Origin of the sequence: Nocardioides sp. URHA0020 (genome assembly GCF_000620705.1) — a bacterium.
Lineage (GTDB): Bacteria > Actinomycetota > Actinomycetes > Propionibacteriales > Nocardioidaceae > Nocardioides.
The window spans coordinates 199,488-214,510 of the sequence record NZ_JIAR01000025.1 but is presented as its reverse complement, the minus strand read 5'-3'; the positions used below and the strand labels follow the sequence as shown (position 1 = coordinate 214,510).

The following is a 15,023-nucleotide window of genomic DNA, read 5'->3' as shown; positions in this document are numbered from 1 at the left end:
GGAGCCTGCGCGGCGTCAGCTCAGGACCGGACGGCGTCGCTGGCGACGACCCGGAAGCTCCCCATCGTGGTGTCGGCCGACTCCGCGATGAGCATCCCGGCCTTGACCCCCGTCTGCAGGTACTCGACGGCCTGCGCCGTGATGACCTCACCGGGCGTGAGGACGGGCACGCCCGGGGGGTACGGCGTGACGAGCTCGGCGGCGACGCGGCCCACGGCCTCGGACGCGTCGACCTGCTCGGCCGCGGCGAAGAAGGCGTCGCGTGGCCGCATCGCGGTCTCCAGCTCCAGTCCGTGCTGATCGGGCAGGTCGACGCTGCCCGACGGTCCCAGGCCTCGGGCGTCGACCCGCAGCGCCTCGACCGTGCTGACGAGCACGTCGACCGACGTCTGGTCGTCGGCGTGCGTCAACCGGGCGTTGAGCCGGAAGGAGTCCGCGGCCCCGAAGTCGACGTGGTGGCGCGTCCGGGCCAGCTCGGCCGCCTGGTAGCCGGTGATGCCGAGTCCCCGGACGTCGATGGTGAGCACCAGCGGGTCGGTCTCGTGGGCGTACCCCTCGTCGACCACCTCGGCGCCCATCACGCTGATGCCGTCCAGGGCGCCGAGCCGGGAGCGGGCGTCCTGCGCGAGCCCGATCGTGCGGGCCATCAGCTCGTGGCCGTGCTCGACCATGTGGCGCCGCCACCCGTCGAGCGAGGCGTAGACGAGGCTGGAGGCGCTGGTGGTGCCCAGGAGGTCCTCGCGCTGCTTCAGGACGGTCGGGTCGACCCGACCGCCCTGGAGGTGGAAGACCGAGCTCTGCTCGATGGCGCCGCCCATCTTGTGCACGCTGGTGACGACCAGGTCGGCGTCGGCGTTCATGCCCCATGCCGGCAGCTGGTCGTGGAAGGGGAGGTGGGCACCCCACGCCTCGTCGACGATCAGCGGCACGTCGAACTCGTGGCACACCGCGGCGACGCCGCGCACGTCCGCGCACGAGCCCCAGTCGGTCGGGGTGATCAGCAGCATGCCCTTCGCGTCCGGATGCGCCTCCAGGGCCCGGCGCACGTCAGCGGGCTCCGGGGGATGGGCCAGATGCCGACCGGCGTCGAACTTCGGGTGCACCCAGATCGGCACCGTGCCGTTGACGATGACCCCGGAGATGACCGACTTGTGGGCGTTGCGGGAGATCAGCAGCTTCTCACCGGGCCCGGCGACGGCCAGCATCGCCGACTTCACCGACAGCGAACTGCCGCACGTGGAGAAGAAGGCGTGCTCGGCGCCGACGGCGTCGGCCATCAGGGACTGGGCATCCTCCAGGACGCCCTCGGACTGGCGTCGGTCGTCGAGACCGTTCAGCATCAGCACGTCGGAGGAGAAGACTCCCTCGCCCAGGATGGTGAGCGTGCGGGAGTCCACCCCCCGACCCTGCCGGTGGCCGGGTGGCCCGTACACGACGTCACCGCGGTGACGGAAGGCCGCGAGGGCGTCGAGCACGGGCGCGCGGGAGTGATCCATGGCCAGCGGTTCCCGGGCGTCGGCCCGGCAAACGTCGCCCGGATCAGTCGCCGCTCTTCACCTCGGACTGGACCGACTGGGCAGCCGACTGGCCCTCGGAGCGCACCTGCTCGGCTCCCTCCGCCGCAGCTCCCTTGACCTCGGCGGTCGCCTGGGAGACCGACTCTGCGAGGTGCTGGGTGACCTCCTGACCAGTGGCACGGGCGTGCTCGGCCAGCGGCTGGGCGTGCTCACGAGCGGTGTCGACGAGCTGGGCGCCGGCGCGGGTCTCCTTCTCGGTGACCGGCATCAGCGCTGCCAGCACCATGCCGGCCCCGAAGGCCACGAGTCCGGCGCCGAGAGGTGACCCCTGGATGGTGTCGTGGACGCGGTCCTGCGTGCCCTCGACGGCGCCGTGCGCGGTGCTCGAGGCGCCGCGCGCGGAGCCGGTGACGCCGTCCTTGGCACTGTGCGCCGTGCCCATGACCCGGTCCTTGATGCCGTCCCTCATCCCGCTCACCTTTCCCTTGGCCGCCTGCTTGCGGCGCTCGACGATGGCGCTGGGGCTGACCCGGTCCTGCAGGGCGTCCAGGTCGGACGCCAGGGACTGCCGGGTGCCGGCGATCTCTCCGCTCAGTTCTTCTGTGCTCTGGCCCATGCCGCATCCTCCTTGAGTGTGTGCTGCGTCCGGGGCAGCTGGGGGTTGGTTGCCTGGAGTGACTTCTTGCCGGTCAGGGCGAGCGCGGCTGCGACCACCGCCCAGAGGGCGGTGACGATCAGGGCCGCGACCTCGATCGGCATCCAGTTGTCGAGCAGGAACACGATGGTCAGCGACAGGAAGAGCAGGACCAGGTGTCCCGCCACTCCGGCGCCGCCCAGCAGGCCGGCGCCCTTGCCGGCCTTGGTCGCCTCCTCCTTCAGCTCGGTCTTCGCGAGCTCGAGCTCCTGCTTGAGGAGCTGGCTGAGGTCCTGGGCGATGTCGCTGACGATGTCTCCGACGCTGCGCTGGTCCGTGGTAGCCGCCGAGGGGATCGGCGGGGTCGGCGGCAGGGGCGCCGCTGACGGTGTGCCGAGCATCGGGTCGACGTCGTCCGGGCGGGAGGTGCTCACGGCTGGCTCTCCTGCGTGGGCCGCTGGCCGTAGCCCGCGGCGTTGGTGCCGAGCGCGTCGTCGTACTGGAACGCGTCCGGTCCGGGCTCGGTGATCGGCGGGTACGCCGGCGCCGGCGTCGTGGTCACCCCGGCGAGCGAAGCAGGCTCCGTCGACGACGGGAGCGGTTCCCCCGCGGCCGTCCCGACGGCGGGCGGCTGGGCCGAGGCTGCGGTGCCGGTGCCGGTGCCGGCGGACTCGGCGGCAGCCGCGGCGGCGACGCCCTCGCCGGCTCCGCGGACCAGGCGGCCCGCGACGACGCCGGCCGCGAGCGCGCCCAGCAGGAACACTCCCGGTCGCCTGCGTGCGAAGTCGCGCACGTCGTCCAGCAGCTGGCCCGGCTCACGGCCCTCCAGCGAGGACCCGAGGCTGCGGGCGCGATCGGCCACCTCCCGGGCGGCGTCGGTCGCGAAGCCGGGGCCGGCGCCGGAAGCCATCTGCTCCAGGTCGTCGCCCAGGCTCCGCAGCGTGTCGACGAGGCGGTCGCGCTGGCCGCTCGCCTGCTGGCCGAGCTGGCCGGTGACCTGGTCGAGCGCCTCGTGCGCCACGCTCTGTGCCTGGCCCTTGGCGGTGGCCGCCACGTGCTGGGCCTGCTCCTTGGCGGTGGCAGCGACGTTGCGTCCCTCGTCCGCGGCGGTCGACGCCGCGTGTTGTGCCCGTTCGGTCGGGCCCGCGCTGGTGGTCATGGTGCCTCCCATGTCTGTGGTGGTGACGGATTCGGTATCCGCGCTCGCCGCAGGCATTCCTGTCGGGGGGTGCCAATCGACCGAGTCCACCTAGTCGGGCGAACGCAGGTCGACGGGCCGACCGAGCAGGGGGGCGATCAGCGTGCGGATCCCGGCGGAGGGCCGGAGGCCGAGCTCGTCGGCGAGCAGCCGCCGGTAGCCGTCGTACTGGCGCAGCGCCTCGGCGTGGTTGCCCTCGGCCAGGTGGACCGCGATCACGCTGCGGTGCGCGGTCTCGCGCAGCGGCTCGGACTGGACGGCGCCGAGGCCGGCATCCAGGGCATCGGTGTAGAGCCCGCGCTCGCACAGCAGCCCGGCCGTGCGCTCCAGGGCGTGCAGCCGCTTCTGCCGGTAGGCCTCCCGCTCGGCCACGAGCCAGGACTCCTCCCACTCGGGCAGCAGGTCGTCGCGGAAGAGTGCGAGGTCTGCGCGGTGGTCGGGCAGGGCCTGCGGGTCCGTCGTTCGGAGCAGCTGAGCGTGCTCCTCGGCCTCCCACAGGTCGACCTTCAGGTCCGTCGAGAGCCAGACCTCGGTCGCGTTGCCGATCACCAGGGCCCGACCGCGGGGTCGCGGGAGACGCCACAGGACCGACCGCAGGCTGGAGCCGGCCCGGCCCGGGGGCGCGTCCGGCCAGAGCCGCTCGGCGACCGTCGCTCGGCGCGCCCGCTTGGTGCGGTGCACCACCGCGAGGAGGGCCAGGAGGCGCTGGGCCGTCAACCACAGGTCCTGCCGCTCGCCCTCGAGGGACAGGTTGAACTCGCCCAGCAGCCCGAGCCGGCTGGAAGGGAACATCCGGTACCTCCTCTCCCCGTCGGCGTCGGTTCCCCCCAGCCGTGCCGCCATGCCTTCCGAGGACCGATCGCGCGGCGACGACCCCGTCGGGCGCGTGACGCCGGTGTGACGCCGGTGTGACGCCGGTGTCACGTCAGGTCCTACGACGGCTGGTGCACCTGCTCCACGCCGACGAGACGCAGCTGCTGAAACGTCCCGGGTCACGAGGCGACCGACGCCTCGCCACAAGGAGGTCCGAGATGTACAGGCACACCAAGGAGCTGCAGTTCGACGTCCGCCCCGAACGGCCCGACGCCCTCTTCGCGGCCAAGCTGCAGGAGCTCGTCGGCGGTCAGTTCGGTGAGATGACCGTGATGATGCAGTACCTCTGGCAGGGGTGGAACTGCCGGATGCCCGGCAAGTACAAGGACATGATCTACGACATCGGCACCGAGGAGATCGGCCACGTCGAGATGCTGGTGACGCTGATGGCGCGGCTGCTCGAGGGAGCGCCGTCGGAGACGCAGGCGGCCGCGGCCACCGCGAACCCGGCCCTGGCCGCGGTGCTCGGCGGCCAGAACGTGCAGCACGCGATCGTGACCGGTGGAGCGGCGATGCCGACCAACAGCCAGGGCGTGCCCTGGAACGGTGGCTACATCGTCGCGAGCGGCAACCTGCTGGCCGACTTCCGGCACAACGTCGCGGCCGAGGCGCAGAGCCGCCTCCAGACCGCGCGGGTCTACCAGATGACCGACGACCCGGGCGTCAAGGAGACACTCCAGTTCAACCTGGCGCGGGACACGTTCCACCAGCAGCAGTGGCTGCTGGGCATCGAGCAGCTGATCGAGGACGGCTTCACCGATGGCATCGAGGACTCGCTCAAGGACGAGGAGAACCACGAGGCGGCGCGCACCTACTACAGCTTCCACGAGGGCAGCACCGCAGGCGAGGGCCGCTGGGCCCAGGGGACGACGCTCATCGGCAACGAGGAGATCCGCTTCGAGCAGGGCCGCCCGCTCCGCGACGACATCCAGGAGATCCCGGCGCCCGACCCGCTGCTCTTCGCGACGTACGACGGGAGCAAGGGCCCCGGCAAGCCCGGCAACGCCGCCGGCGGACTCGTCCAGGGTGCGGAGAACCTCATGAGCAAGGCCAAGGAGAAGCTCACCGGGGAGTGAGCAGCCGCGATGACTGATCTGATCCTGCGCCCGCTCGCCGACGCCTTCATGCAGGTCGGCGTCTTCGTCGCCCTGCTGGTCGCGCCGTTCGGGTGGGCGCGGCACCGGTGGGGCCACCGCCTCGACGACAGCCTCCAGCGTCGTCGCGGACTGGCCCCACTGGTGGCGGCGGCGCTCACGATGCCACCGGGCTGCGGTGGCGCGATCATCGTGATGTCGGCCTACTCGCGAGGTGCCGTGTCGTACGGCGCCGCGATCGCCGCGCTGGTCGCCACCATGGGGGATGCCTCCTGGGTCCTCCTGGCGGCCGACCCCCTGCTGACCGTGCAGCTCAAGCTGGTGCTGCTGGTGGTCGGCGCCTCGACCGGCTACCTCGTCGACGCCCTGGGCATCGCGCCGCGGCGGCGGGTGGACGGGGCGGCCGACGGGGTGAACCACGTCGACACGGGGCCGGACCCGGTGTCCTGCCCCCACGAGCGCGACGTCGCCGGCGCGACCGTGCCGACCCTGCCGGGCGTGCCGGCCCTGCCGGCCCTGCGGCTCCACGACCTCGGGGTGCTGCCGGTGCTGTTGTGGGTGCTGCTCGGCACGGGCGCCACGCTCAGCGTGCCGGTGACCTTCCAGGTGCTGGCACCCTCGAACCTCTACCTGGTCGTCGGTGTCCTGGGCACGTCCCTCGCGGTGGTCTTCTTCATCCGCAACGGGTGCAGGCTGGCCGACGACGACGAGGACAACACGCGGCCGGGCTCCATGTCGGGCGTGCTCCGCCACGGAGGCGAGGAGGTCGCCTTCGTGACCGTCTGGGTGGCCATCGCGTACGTCGCGTGGTCGCTGGTCACCCACGTCACCGGCTTCGACGGGTCGCAGCTCCCGCTCTTCGGGGTGGCCGGCGTCGTCGTCGGAGCCTGCATCGGGCTGATCCCGGGCTGTGCCGTGCAGATCGTCTTCGCCGGCATCTTCGTCGCGGGCGGCATGCCGTTGTCCACCCTGATGGCCAACACCGTCAGCCAGGACGGGGACGCACTGATCCCGCTGCTGGCTCTCGAGCACCGCTCGGCCCTGCTGGCCACCGTCCTGACCACGATCCCGGCCCTGACGGTCGGTCTCTGCCTGCTCGTCCTCACCTGACCTGGGACCAGGTCCCGCCAAGGAGAACGCCATGCTCGTCTTCCTCTCGCCCGTCCGCCTCCAGCTCTGCCTCGCGCTGCTCTGTGCGCTGACCGGCACGTGGTGGGGCATCGGCACCGCGCTGATGGTGCTCGCCGTGCTGGCCGCCCGCACGGCCGCTCGCCGTCACGTCGCCAGCTGGTCCTCGACGCCCCTGGCCCACGGGAGCATCTCGCTGCCGCCGGAGGCCGCGCCGCTCCCGGCTTCGCGCCGTGCGGGTCACGTCCGAGCGTGAGTGACCCGCGGCGACGACCCGGCCGTCCGGCGACGGCGGGAGCCGTCGCCGCCGCGGCGCCACGTCAGCAGCAGCGCGAGCGCGAGCAGGACCTCGGCGACGTCACCACCGACGTACATGAGGTTGCCGGCGGCCTGCATCTCGCCGACCGGCTCGTGCACCTGCACGAGGATCCCGGCGAAGAGCAGCTGGGACACCACAGCGTGCACGGCGACCGCGACGCCGAGGACGACCAGCCGTGCGGGCACCGACGCGCGCACCGGGGCGGGGTCGGGTCCGGCGATCACCCAGGCGAAGAGCAGGCCGGAGGCCAGCAGGTGCAGGTGCACCAGCGCGTGGACGACCGGGTCCCGGGTGCTCGCGTCGTACAGCGGGGTGAAGTACAGCAGCACCAGGCCGCCGCTCGAGAGCAGCAGCGCGACGGAGGGGCGGGCGAGCAACCGGATCGGCGCCGTGTGCAGGGCACGACCCAGCCGGCGGGCCGCTGCGTGGGGCAGCCCGCGCAGCAGGAGGGTGACCGGCGCCCCGAGGGCGAGGCCGAGCGGCGCCACCATGGCCAGCAGGAGATGCTGGGCCGCGTGTCCGCCGAAGTCATGGTCGGCCAGCCGGTCGACGGGCGGCGACACGGCGATCGTCAGGACGGCCGCGCCGGCCAGGAAGAGAAGGGTGCGGCCGACGGGCCACCGGCGCCCGTCGCGCGCAGCGAGCCACACGTAGCCGCACGCGAGGACCGACCCGGCCGCCGACGGCGCCAGGTCGACGACCGCGCCGCTCACCGCGTGCCGCGTGCGGGCACGGCGTCGACGAACCCGGCGCCGCGCTGAATCAACCAGCCGCCGACCACGAGCAGGACGCCGAGCGCGAGGAAGTCGAGGTCCCAGGCTTTCTGGTGCACCCCGGCGCGCACGTGGTGGATGCCGAGGAGGTGGTGGTCGACGATCCCCTCCACCAGGTTGAAGACCCCCCAGCCGACAAGGGCCCAGCCCCACAACGCCCGGGACCGCCAGACCCGGCCGCGGGAGTGCTGGACGCGCGCGTAGAGCAGGGCCAGGCCGCCGAGCACCATCAGCCAGGTGAAGGTGTGGAAGACGCCGTCCCAGACCGTGTTGATCCGCAGCCCGTGCACGGAGTCGGCGGGGTAGTACCGGATCCCGACGTGGTCGGTGTCGGTCGATGTCAGCATGTGGTGCCACTGGAGCACCTGGTGCAGCAGGATGCCGTCGACGAAGCCGCCGAGGCCGACTCCCAGCACGATGCCGGGCGCTGTGAGGGCGGGCGGGGGTCCTGACTCGTGAGCGCGCACGCCGCGGGGTAGCCCGGTCCGTGCTGCGGCATGCGGGGAGCCCTGGTCGGCCGGGCGCCCGAGGGCTCAGTGCATCGCCGCGCGTACGGCGTCGCGGGTGCGGTCGATGATCGAGGCGAACGGCCCGACCGCGTACTGCGCGACCGTCGAGCCCGCGGTCGACGGATGGGGGTGCGTCGGTGCGACGGCCTCCGCGGCGCGCAGGTGCATGCCCATCGCCTGCCGCTGCCCCTCGTCGCACGAGGACTCGATCAGCGGGAACTCCTCGTGCTCCTCGGCCTCGGCGTGCTCGTCCACCGACGCCTCGAGCTCCGCGAGCAGGGACTCGAAGTCCGACCCGGCCGGATCGAGCTTCTCCAGCCGCTGGAGGACCTCGTTGGCCTCGGCCTCCTCGTGGTTGCGGGCGTCGGCGACGTCCTTGCCGCCGGCCGCCGTGGTGGCCGGCCTGATCACCATCTCCTCAGCCGTCTCGTGCACCGCGAGCAGGGTGCGCAGCTCGGCGAAGGTCTCGCTCCTGCGGTCGCCGCCCGCGGCCTTCACCGCGGCGAACAGGTCACGGATCCGCGCATGCTGCTCGTAGAGCACGCGGAGCACGTCGCCCTCCGGATAGGTGGCAGCCTTCGCCCGGTCCTCCGCTGCGTCACCCACCGCTCACGCCTGGGGTGCGGTGTTGTCGGTGCCGCCCAGCTCGGCCAGGAACGCGTGGCACTGGTGCGCGCGGGCGCTGTCCTGCTCCATCACGTCGCGGAAGAAGCCGGCGATGTCGTCGCGTCCCGCGTTCTCGGCGTCGCGGACGTACTGGCCGTAGTCGTGCCCGGCCTTGAGCGCGTGGTACTGCAACGAGATCAGGTCGAACGTGACGTCGTCGAAGCCGGTCTCACCTGTGGCCATGGTTCATCACTCCTCTTCGGTGGGGGAACGGGCCGGTACCCCGAAGGGCGCCGGGTATCCGCACCCCTCTGGTCGTCCCACTCAGCCGGCGGGCCCCGCCGCGGTGTCGCGGCCGGGCAGCGTCCGCAGCATCCGGTCGCCCGCCGAAGCAGCCACGAGCTGTCGTTCGGCCTCCTCGGCGAGCGCGGTGTAGCCGCCGACCCGGGTCAGGAGCCGGAAGCACAGCGACGCCGACTCGACCTGGAGCTCGGCACCGCGGGCGACGATCCGCTCGCGCGCGTCGTCGATCAGTCGCAGGCAGCTGGAGTCGACGTGGGTCACGTTGCCGAGGTCGAGCAGGTAGCGGGTGCACCGGAGCTGCTCGAGGTCGAGCAGCCGCCAGGCGAGGGGCCCGCGGCTCTGGACGTCCAGCTCGCCGTCGATGCGGAGCGATGCGTGGGACGGCGCCGAGCAGAGGTGGAACGTTGCAGTCATGAGTGAATCCCGAGAGGAAAGCTGCACCGGCCGGTTCTGAGCTCGGTGTCGCACCCCGACGCTAGCCGACGCGTCGGGGCGCCACTACCTCCTCAGGGGTAGTGGTGCGGTTTGGGACCGGTGGCTTCGGGGACCGAGGTCCACCACCGGACCTACGCGAGGAGCACTGCCATGGTGAGCGCCACACTGGAGTTCGTCGGGACGGCGACCACGATCCTGCGGCTGGGTCCCTTCACCATCCTCACCGACCCGAACTTCCTGCACCGGGGCCAACGTGCCTACCTGGGCAAGGGCTTCTTCTCCACCAGGCTGACCGAGCCCAGCCGCCGGGTGAAGGACCTGCCCGCCCTGGACCTCGTCGTGCTCTCCCACCTGCACGGTGACCACTTCGACCGCACCGCCCGTGCCGAGCTCGACCGGTCGCTTCCCGTGCTGTCGACGACCAGCGCCGCTGATCGGCTGCGGAAGTGGGGCTTCGAGAACGCCGCGGGCCTGGCCACCTGGGAGTCCACGTCGTACGAGGACGCGGGGCACCGTCTCAGCGTGCGAGCCGTGCCGGGCCAGCACGGGAAGGGGGTGGCGCGCGCCCTGGTGCCGCCGGTGATGGGCACCGTCCTGGAGCTCGAGTCACCCGACGGCCAGCCGCTCCGGGTGTACGTCAGCGGTGACACGCTCTACTCCCCGACGCTCGCCCAGATCACCGAGCGCTGCGGGCCCGTGGATGCGGCCGTCGTCCACCTCGGCGGCACGCGGCTGCTCGGCCTCACCGTCACCATGGACGACCGCCAGGGCGCCGACCTGCTGCAGCTGCTGACGCCCCGGGTCGCGGTGCCGGTGCACTACGACGACTACGGCGTGTTCAAGTCTCCGCTGAGCGCCTTCGTGGACACGTGCGGCCGCCGCGGCGTGGCGACCCAGCTGCGCGTCGTACGACGCGGCGAGACGGTCAGCCTGCAGCCCGACTACGACGGCGGCTCGACGTAGTCGTCGTCGACGACGTGGACCGCCGCCTCCTCGGCGCCGGCTGCGGCGCCGTCGATGCCGACGTCCTCGGCGACCAGACCCGCCTCGACATCGGTGCGCACGCCCTCGTCGGGAGCGACGAGCCGGCCGGCCCGCTCATCGCCGACCTCGGTCTGTGACTGCTCGGCGGTGACCGCCTCGCGCTCGGCGAGCTCATAGGGGTCGGGCTCCGGGATCTCCTGCTGGAGGCGCTGGTCGAGCGTCTCGCCCATGCTCTCCTCGAGCGGGGTGTTGCCGAACCCCTGGGCCACCGACCACTTCTCCGGCGGCGAGAAGCCCTCGTCGAGGGGGTCGGCCAGGCCACGGTCGTCGTCGACCAAGCTGTCGCCGGTGCTCTGCGGCTGCGTCTCGTCGTCGACGCTGTAGCCGTGGTAGCTCTCGTTGTCCGAGGCGTCCTGGGTGACGTCGACGGCCGGGTCGGTGCCGATCGCCGTGTCCACGTCGGGCTGCTGGTCGCTCATCGGTGCCTCCACATCTCGGTTGCGTCCCGGCGTGGTACCCACTCGGTCCTCGGCCTATCCGAGGGTCACCCTCACGGATCCGCCGACGCCGGGTGGCCCGCCGCCCGGCGTAGCAGCGAGGAGACGTTGCTGCCGATGCCGCGCAGGACCCCGCCGTGGTCACCCGAGACCTGGTGACCGGTGTCACGGGAGTGCAGCACGTTGCCGGAGGTGGACGGGGCGGGGCGGCTGAGATCGACCGCCAGCAGCTGGCACATCGGTCCGACCAGGTGGTCGTAGACGACCGGCAGGCACGTGAAGCCGAACCGCACGACGTCGTTGGCGGCGCTCAGCTGCGCGCGGCGGCGCGGTCGTGCGAGGCGATCGAGGATCTGCCGCGCGACCCGCTCGGGACGCACGTACGGCGGCGGTGGCCGGGCCTCCCAGCCCCCGTAGTTGGCCGCCTCCCGGTAGATCGGCGTGTCGACCCCGCCGGGCGCGACGTAGCCGATGTGCACGCCGCGCAGGTCGCGGTTCTCCAGGCGCAGCTGGTGGACCAGCGACCGCAGGCCCCACTTGCTGACGGCGTACGCCGTCAACGAGGGCACGGCGACGTGACCGATGACGGAGCCGACGTAGAGGAGGGTGCCGGACCGCTGGTGTCGCAGTGTCGGCAGCACGTGGCGGGCCACGTTCGCGGCTCCCAGGAGGTTGGTGCGCAGGACGCGGTCGAAGACCTCGGCGGGGACCGCCTCGGCGCGACCGTACGACACCACCCCGGCGCCCGAGACCACCACGTCGAGACGCCCGTGCCGCTCCAGCGTGGTCGAGACCATGGCGCGCACGGCGTCGTCGAGGCCGACGTCGGTCGGGACCACCAGCGTCGACGCGGCGCCGGCCGTCTCGCATTCGGCAGCAGTCGAGTGCAGCGCGGTCGGGTCGCGGGCGACGAGCACCACGTGGGCGCCGGCCCGGGCGGCGCCGAGCGCCGTGGCGCGGCCGATGCCGCTCGAGGCACCGGTCACCAGCACCACCTGATCCGTGAGAGTCCGCACGGCCGCCGGTATCCCGACCGGTGGCGGGCATGCCGACCGCGTCCGGCAGCCGGCATGAATCCCGCAGCGGGCGGCTACCGCTGCGCCATGGCGCGCGAACACCACCCCCGACTGGCCATCGTCACCGGTGCCGACTCCGGCATCGGGCAGGCGACCGCGAAGCTCCTGGCGGCGGAGGGCTTCGACATCGGAGCGACCTTCCACACCGACGCCGACGGCGTCCGAGCGACCGCTAAGGAGGTCGAGATGCGCGGCCAACGGTGCTTCGTCGAGCAGCTCGACGCCGCAGCGCCCGACGCGGGGGCCGTGGTCGACCGCCTCGCGGACCAGCTCGGGGGAGTGGGGGTCCTGGTCAACGTCGCCGGGACCGGGCACTCCTCGCGAGCGCTGGACCTCGACCTCGCGACCTGGCGACAGGTGCTCGCGACCGACCTGGACGGTCCGTTCCTGTGTGCCCAGTCCGCTGCCCGCCGCATGATCGCGGCGGACCGTGGTGGCCGCATCATCAACGTCACCAGCGTGCACGAGCACGTCCCGCGGCTCGGGGCGGCGGCGTACTGCTCCGCCAAGGCGGGACTCGGCATGCTGACCAAGGTGCTGGCGCTGGAGCTCGCCGAGCACGACATCACCGTCAACGCGGTCGCGCCCGGCGAGATCGCCACGGCGATGACCGGGCTCGACGAGTCGGACGCCTACCACGAGGAGCGCCCGGGCAACCCGCTCGGTCGCCCGGGCCACGTCAACGAGGTCGCCTCGGTCATCGGCTTCCTGGCGTCACCGCGCTCGGCGTACGTGACCGGCTCCTCCTACGCCGTCGACGGTGGCCTGATGCTGATGGCCGCGCACGGACACGACTCCGCGACCGGGTGGCGTGAGGTCTGACCTCGGGCCCTCTTCTACATCGCCCGGTCGGCGGTCAGGCTGCCGCGCAGCTTGCGCTGCAGCACCAGCCCGAGACCGACCATGGCGACCCCGAGCACGAGGTGCAGCCAGTTGTCGGCGGTGTTGAGAGGCACGAAGTTCGCGGAGCTGTCGTGGCCGATGGCGAGCCCGTAGATCCACAGCGCGAGGTAGACGACGCCGCCGGCGAGGAAGTACGTGACGGCGGCCTTCGGCCGAGCGGCGACCGCGAGGCCGACGACGCCGTACGCCACGTGCACCAGGTTGTGGAGCACCGACACCTCGAAGATCCCGAGCAGCTTGGCGTGGCTCATGTGACCCGCGAACGTCATGTCGCTGTAGTGCGTCGTGATCCCGGGGATGAAGCCGAGGATGCCGACGACCAGGAAGACGGCACCGACGACCAGCGCGGCGAGCCGGGTGAGGCGGACGGCACTCGGGGCGAACGCGGTGGACCTGGTGGAAGTGGACATGGTCTTCTCCTCCTTGACGCGTTGGGAAGTGGCGCCGCTCCGGTAGCCATCAGCGTGGGGGCGAAACATCGGCGGCGGCGGCGATTGGGCCCTGGACGCCGGGATACCGAGCGAGCCCCATGAACGTCTATCGCTGGGTCTGGTCGGCCTGCTGGCTGGTCGTCGGTGCCGTACCCGTCGCCGTCGGCCTCGTGGTCGCGCCCGTCACCGTCGTGTGCGTCGGGCTCCTCGCCGCCACCGCCACGGCTGCGGTGGGTGCCGGTCACGATCGGTGGGCGGCGCACGCGTGGCTCCGGGCCGGTCTGCTCGGCGCTGCCGTGGCAGGCGGACTGTCGGCCAGTGGCCCCGCGGGCTTCGGACTGCTGGTGCTGGCCGCCGCGACGGCGCCTCCCGTCGTCCGGCGCGCGGTGGCCTGTCGGCGCAGCGCCCTCGGTCGGCCGGGAGTCGGGGTGGTCGACCTGCCGTCGGTCCTGACCGCCGACCTGCTCGCCGGGCCGGTGCACGCTCTCGAGGACGGGGCGCTCTGCCGGGCCTGGTCGGACAGCTTCGTGGCCCTCAAGCTGAGCCGCACCAGTGCCGAGCGGCTCGAGCTGGTCAACCTGCGACAGGCCTACCTCGACGAGCTCGAGTCGCGCAACGCCTTCGGCTTCCACGCCTGGCTGCGCTCCGGCGCCCGGCCCGTCGCCAACCCGGCGCGGTACCTCGCACTCCATGAGCCGTACGGGTCACCCCGGCCCTCGCTCGGCGACCAGCGCGACGGCTGACCACATCGGTGCCGGCGGCTCACCGTCGTGTCCCGCTCCGACCGGAAACGCAGTCCTGCGAGGAACGTCGCGAGCGACCGTATTGCCGGCCGGGCAGCGGGGTACAGCCCCTGGCATGGACACCGATCAGCTGACATGGACCGTTGGTCCACGTGGTCCCCACGGTCCACGTGGTCGTCGAGCGGAGGAGGTCGCGACAGCGTGAGCATGGAGCCGGTCCCCGAGACCATCGCCGCGTTCGACGAGCTGGATCCCGCGGCGGAGGCCGAGCTGCGGACGAGTCTGACCCGTGCCGGCCAGCAGGTGCGCGCGCTCGTGCCGGACTGCATCGGGCTCAGCATCGCCACCGTCGAGTACGGCGTCACGTTCACGCTGGTCGCGTCGGCGGTGGACATCGCGGTGCTCGACGCTATGCAGTACCTCGCGGGCGGACCCTGCGTCGATGCGCTCGCCAGCACCGACCCTCTCGAGGCCCAGGCCGAGGACTTCGCCGAGCAGGACTGGCAGCTCTTCGCGCAGGCGACAGCGGCCAAGGGGGTGCAGTCGACGCTCACCCTGCCGATCCTGGTCGGCGACCGGGTGATCGGGAGCGTCAACCTGTACGCCGCCTCGCGCCGCGCCTTCGGCGGCCTGCACGACCAGCTCGCCGAGATCTTCGGTGCCTGGGCGGGTGGCGCCGTCACCAACGCGGACCTGTCCTTCGACACCCGCCGACTCGCCACCGAGGCTCCCGGGCACCTGAAGGACTCCTCGAAGATCTCGACCGCCGTCGGCGTCATCTGCGCCCAGCTCGACGTTGACGAGGAGCAGGCGCGTCGACTGCTCCGCGACGCCGCCGCGTGCGCGGGCGCCAGCGAGCTGCGGGTCGCCGAGGCGCTGCTCGAGTCGTGGCACGAGTTCGGGGGCGGGGCGGGCACGTAGCCGGTCGACCGGGCGGCGACCAGGGACTAAGGTGGGAGGGTCGTCGGTGCTCAGACCTGGCACCGATCGCTCCCGGAGG

General features: G+C 72.5%; 20 protein-coding genes. 7 read left to right on the top strand and 13 right to left on the bottom strand.

Annotated features, from left to right (window positions below; genetic code table 11):
- Positions 1-20: 20 nt before the first annotated feature.
- The 5 genes from N542_RS0101335 to N542_RS0101315 form a co-directional block, all read right to left on the bottom strand.
- The gene (locus tag N542_RS0101335) at positions 21-1,496 is read right to left on the bottom strand and encodes an aminotransferase class I/II-fold pyridoxal phosphate-dependent enzyme (protein WP_028642393.1); all 1,476 of its coding nucleotides are present in this window, start codon (positions 1,494-1,496) and stop codon (positions 21-23) included.
- 43 nt (positions 1,497-1,539) lie between these two features.
- A complete protein-coding gene (locus tag N542_RS0101330; RefSeq protein ID WP_028642392.1) occupies positions 1,540-2,133 on the bottom strand; it encodes a DUF3618 domain-containing protein in 594 nt (197 codons plus the stop codon).
- On the bottom strand, positions 2,109-2,585 hold the full coding sequence (locus N542_RS0101325; protein WP_197025822.1) for a phage holin family protein: 477 nt from the start codon (positions 2,583-2,585) through the stop codon (positions 2,109-2,111). The genes N542_RS0101330 and N542_RS0101325 overlap by 25 nt, the downstream gene beginning before the upstream one ends.
- On the bottom strand, positions 2,582-3,310 hold the full coding sequence (locus tag N542_RS22860; RefSeq protein WP_155992814.1) for a hypothetical protein: 729 nt from the start codon (positions 3,308-3,310) through the stop codon (positions 2,582-2,584). The genes N542_RS0101325 and N542_RS22860 overlap by 4 nt, the downstream gene beginning before the upstream one ends.
- A 90-nt stretch (positions 3,311-3,400) precedes the next feature.
- Positions 3,401-4,141 carry an AfsR/SARP family transcriptional regulator gene (locus tag N542_RS0101315; protein ID WP_051551274.1) on the bottom strand — a complete coding sequence of 247 codons (741 nt, stop codon included), beginning with the start codon at positions 4,139-4,141 and terminating at the stop codon, positions 3,401-3,403.
- A gap of 239 nt (positions 4,142-4,380) precedes the next feature.
- On the opposite strand from N542_RS0101315, the gene N542_RS0101310 reads away from it, so the two are divergent.
- Genes N542_RS0101310 through N542_RS0101300 form a run of 3 tightly spaced genes read left to right on the top strand, consistent with a single transcriptional unit; the run spans position 4,381 to position 6,700 of the window.
- A complete protein-coding gene (locus N542_RS0101310; protein ID WP_028642389.1) occupies positions 4,381-5,298 on the top strand; it encodes a manganese catalase family protein in 918 nt (305 codons plus the stop codon).
- Positions 5,299-5,307: 9 nt separating this feature from the next.
- Entirely contained in the window at positions 5,308-6,426 is a 1,119-nt protein-coding gene (locus N542_RS0101305) for a putative manganese transporter (RefSeq protein ID WP_028642388.1), read from the top strand.
- A 31-nt stretch (positions 6,427-6,457) separates the two neighbouring features.
- Complete coding sequence (locus N542_RS0101300) at positions 6,458-6,700, top strand: hypothetical protein (RefSeq protein ID WP_028642387.1); 243 nt, start codon at positions 6,458-6,460, stop codon at positions 6,698-6,700.
- On the opposite strand, the gene N542_RS22855 is transcribed toward N542_RS0101300, so the two are convergent.
- The 5 genes from N542_RS22855 to N542_RS0101275 form a co-directional block, all read right to left on the bottom strand.
- Positions 6,685-7,476 (bottom strand): cytochrome c oxidase assembly protein, encoded by a 792-nt coding sequence (locus N542_RS22855; protein WP_051551273.1) that lies wholly within the window; start codon positions 7,474-7,476, stop codon positions 6,685-6,687. The genes N542_RS0101300 and N542_RS22855 overlap by 16 nt on opposite strands.
- Positions 7,473-7,952 (bottom strand): DUF2243 domain-containing protein, encoded by a 480-nt coding sequence (locus N542_RS0101290; RefSeq protein ID WP_231482357.1) that lies wholly within the window; start codon positions 7,950-7,952, stop codon positions 7,473-7,475. Before N542_RS0101290 ends, N542_RS22855 begins: the two co-directional genes overlap by 4 nt.
- 117 nt (positions 7,953-8,069) lie before the next feature.
- On the bottom strand, positions 8,070-8,651 hold the full coding sequence (locus tag N542_RS0101285) for a hemerythrin domain-containing protein (protein WP_028642385.1): 582 nt from the start codon (positions 8,649-8,651) through the stop codon (positions 8,070-8,072).
- 3 nt (positions 8,652-8,654) lie between these two features.
- Entirely contained in the window at positions 8,655-8,894 is a 240-nt protein-coding gene (locus N542_RS0101280; protein ID WP_028642384.1) for a hypothetical protein, read from the bottom strand.
- A gap of 81 nt (positions 8,895-8,975) precedes the next feature.
- Positions 8,976-9,368 (bottom strand): STAS domain-containing protein, encoded by a 393-nt coding sequence (locus tag N542_RS0101275; RefSeq protein ID WP_028642383.1) that lies wholly within the window; start codon positions 9,366-9,368, stop codon positions 8,976-8,978.
- Positions 9,369-9,539: 171 nt separating this feature from the next.
- Between N542_RS0101275 and N542_RS0101270 the strand changes: the two genes are divergently transcribed.
- The gene (locus N542_RS0101270) at positions 9,540-10,352 is read left to right on the top strand and encodes an MBL fold metallo-hydrolase (protein WP_028642382.1); all 813 of its coding nucleotides are present in this window, start codon (positions 9,540-9,542) and stop codon (positions 10,350-10,352) included.
- On the opposite strand, the gene N542_RS0101265 is transcribed toward N542_RS0101270, so the two are convergent.
- A complete protein-coding gene (locus tag N542_RS0101265) occupies positions 10,331-10,852 on the bottom strand; it encodes a DUF5709 domain-containing protein (RefSeq protein ID WP_155992813.1) in 522 nt (173 codons plus the stop codon). The two genes, N542_RS0101270 and N542_RS0101265, sit on opposite strands and share 22 nt — an antisense overlap.
- A 71-nt stretch (positions 10,853-10,923) precedes the next feature.
- The gene (locus N542_RS22850; protein WP_197025821.1) at positions 10,924-11,886 is read right to left on the bottom strand and encodes an SDR family NAD(P)-dependent oxidoreductase; all 963 of its coding nucleotides are present in this window, start codon (positions 11,884-11,886) and stop codon (positions 10,924-10,926) included.
- 87 nt (positions 11,887-11,973) lie between these two features.
- Between N542_RS22850 and N542_RS0101255 the strand changes: the two genes are divergently transcribed.
- Entirely contained in the window at positions 11,974-12,768 is a 795-nt protein-coding gene (locus N542_RS0101255) for an SDR family oxidoreductase (RefSeq protein WP_028642380.1), read from the top strand.
- Positions 12,769-12,782: 14 nt separating this feature from the next.
- Here N542_RS0101255 and N542_RS0101250 read toward each other — a convergent pair whose 3' ends face one another.
- Positions 12,783-13,259 (bottom strand): DUF4383 domain-containing protein, encoded by a 477-nt coding sequence (locus tag N542_RS0101250; RefSeq protein ID WP_028642379.1) that lies wholly within the window; start codon positions 13,257-13,259, stop codon positions 12,783-12,785.
- A gap of 119 nt (positions 13,260-13,378) precedes the next feature.
- On the opposite strand from N542_RS0101250, the gene N542_RS0101245 reads away from it, so the two are divergent.
- Positions 13,379-14,023: a hypothetical protein gene (locus tag N542_RS0101245; RefSeq protein ID WP_028642378.1), complete on the top strand. Its 645-nt coding sequence runs from the start codon at positions 13,379-13,381 to the stop codon at positions 14,021-14,023.
- Between the two features lie 207 nt (positions 14,024-14,230).
- The gene (locus tag N542_RS0101240) at positions 14,231-14,944 is read left to right on the top strand and encodes a GAF domain-containing protein (protein WP_028642377.1); all 714 of its coding nucleotides are present in this window, start codon (positions 14,231-14,233) and stop codon (positions 14,942-14,944) included.
- Positions 14,945-15,023 lie beyond the last annotated feature (79 nt).

Bases quoted from the DNA above. Each gene is read 5' to 3' on its own strand.
- N542_RS0101335 (WP_028642393.1), bottom strand. From the start codon at position 1,496: ATGGATCACTCCCGCGCGCCCGTGCTCGACGCCCTCGCGGCCTTCCGT.
- N542_RS0101330 (WP_028642392.1), bottom strand. From the start codon at position 2,133: ATGGGCCAGAGCACAGAAGAACTGAGCGGAGAGATCGCCGGCACCCGG.
- N542_RS22860 (WP_155992814.1), bottom strand. From the start codon at position 3,310: ATGACCACCAGCGCGGGCCCGACCGAACGGGCACAACACGCGGCGTCG.
- N542_RS0101315 (WP_051551274.1), bottom strand. From the start codon at position 4,141: ATGTTCCCTTCCAGCCGGCTCGGGCTGCTGGGCGAGTTCAACCTGTCC.
- N542_RS0101310 (WP_028642389.1), top strand. From the start codon at position 4,381: ATGTACAGGCACACCAAGGAGCTGCAGTTCGACGTCCGCCCCGAACGG.
- N542_RS0101305 (WP_028642388.1), top strand. From the start codon at position 5,308: ATGACTGATCTGATCCTGCGCCCGCTCGCCGACGCCTTCATGCAGGTC.
- N542_RS0101300 (WP_028642387.1), top strand. From the start codon at position 6,458: ATGCTCGTCTTCCTCTCGCCCGTCCGCCTCCAGCTCTGCCTCGCGCTG.
- N542_RS0101280 (WP_028642384.1), bottom strand. From the start codon at position 8,894: ATGGCCACAGGTGAGACCGGCTTCGACGACGTCACGTTCGACCTGATC.
- N542_RS0101275 (WP_028642383.1), bottom strand. From the start codon at position 9,368: ATGACTGCAACGTTCCACCTCTGCTCGGCGCCGTCCCACGCATCGCTC.
- N542_RS0101270 (WP_028642382.1), top strand. From the start codon at position 9,540: ATGGTGAGCGCCACACTGGAGTTCGTCGGGACGGCGACCACGATCCTG.
- N542_RS0101265 (WP_155992813.1), bottom strand. From the start codon at position 10,852: ATGAGCGACCAGCAGCCCGACGTGGACACGGCGATCGGCACCGACCCG.
- N542_RS0101255 (WP_028642380.1), top strand. From the start codon at position 11,974: ATGGCGCGCGAACACCACCCCCGACTGGCCATCGTCACCGGTGCCGAC.
- N542_RS0101250 (WP_028642379.1), bottom strand. From the start codon at position 13,259: ATGTCCACTTCCACCAGGTCCACCGCGTTCGCCCCGAGTGCCGTCCGC.
- N542_RS0101245 (WP_028642378.1), top strand. From the start codon at position 13,379: ATGAACGTCTATCGCTGGGTCTGGTCGGCCTGCTGGCTGGTCGTCGGT.
- N542_RS0101240 (WP_028642377.1), top strand. From the start codon at position 14,231: ATGGAGCCGGTCCCCGAGACCATCGCCGCGTTCGACGAGCTGGATCCC.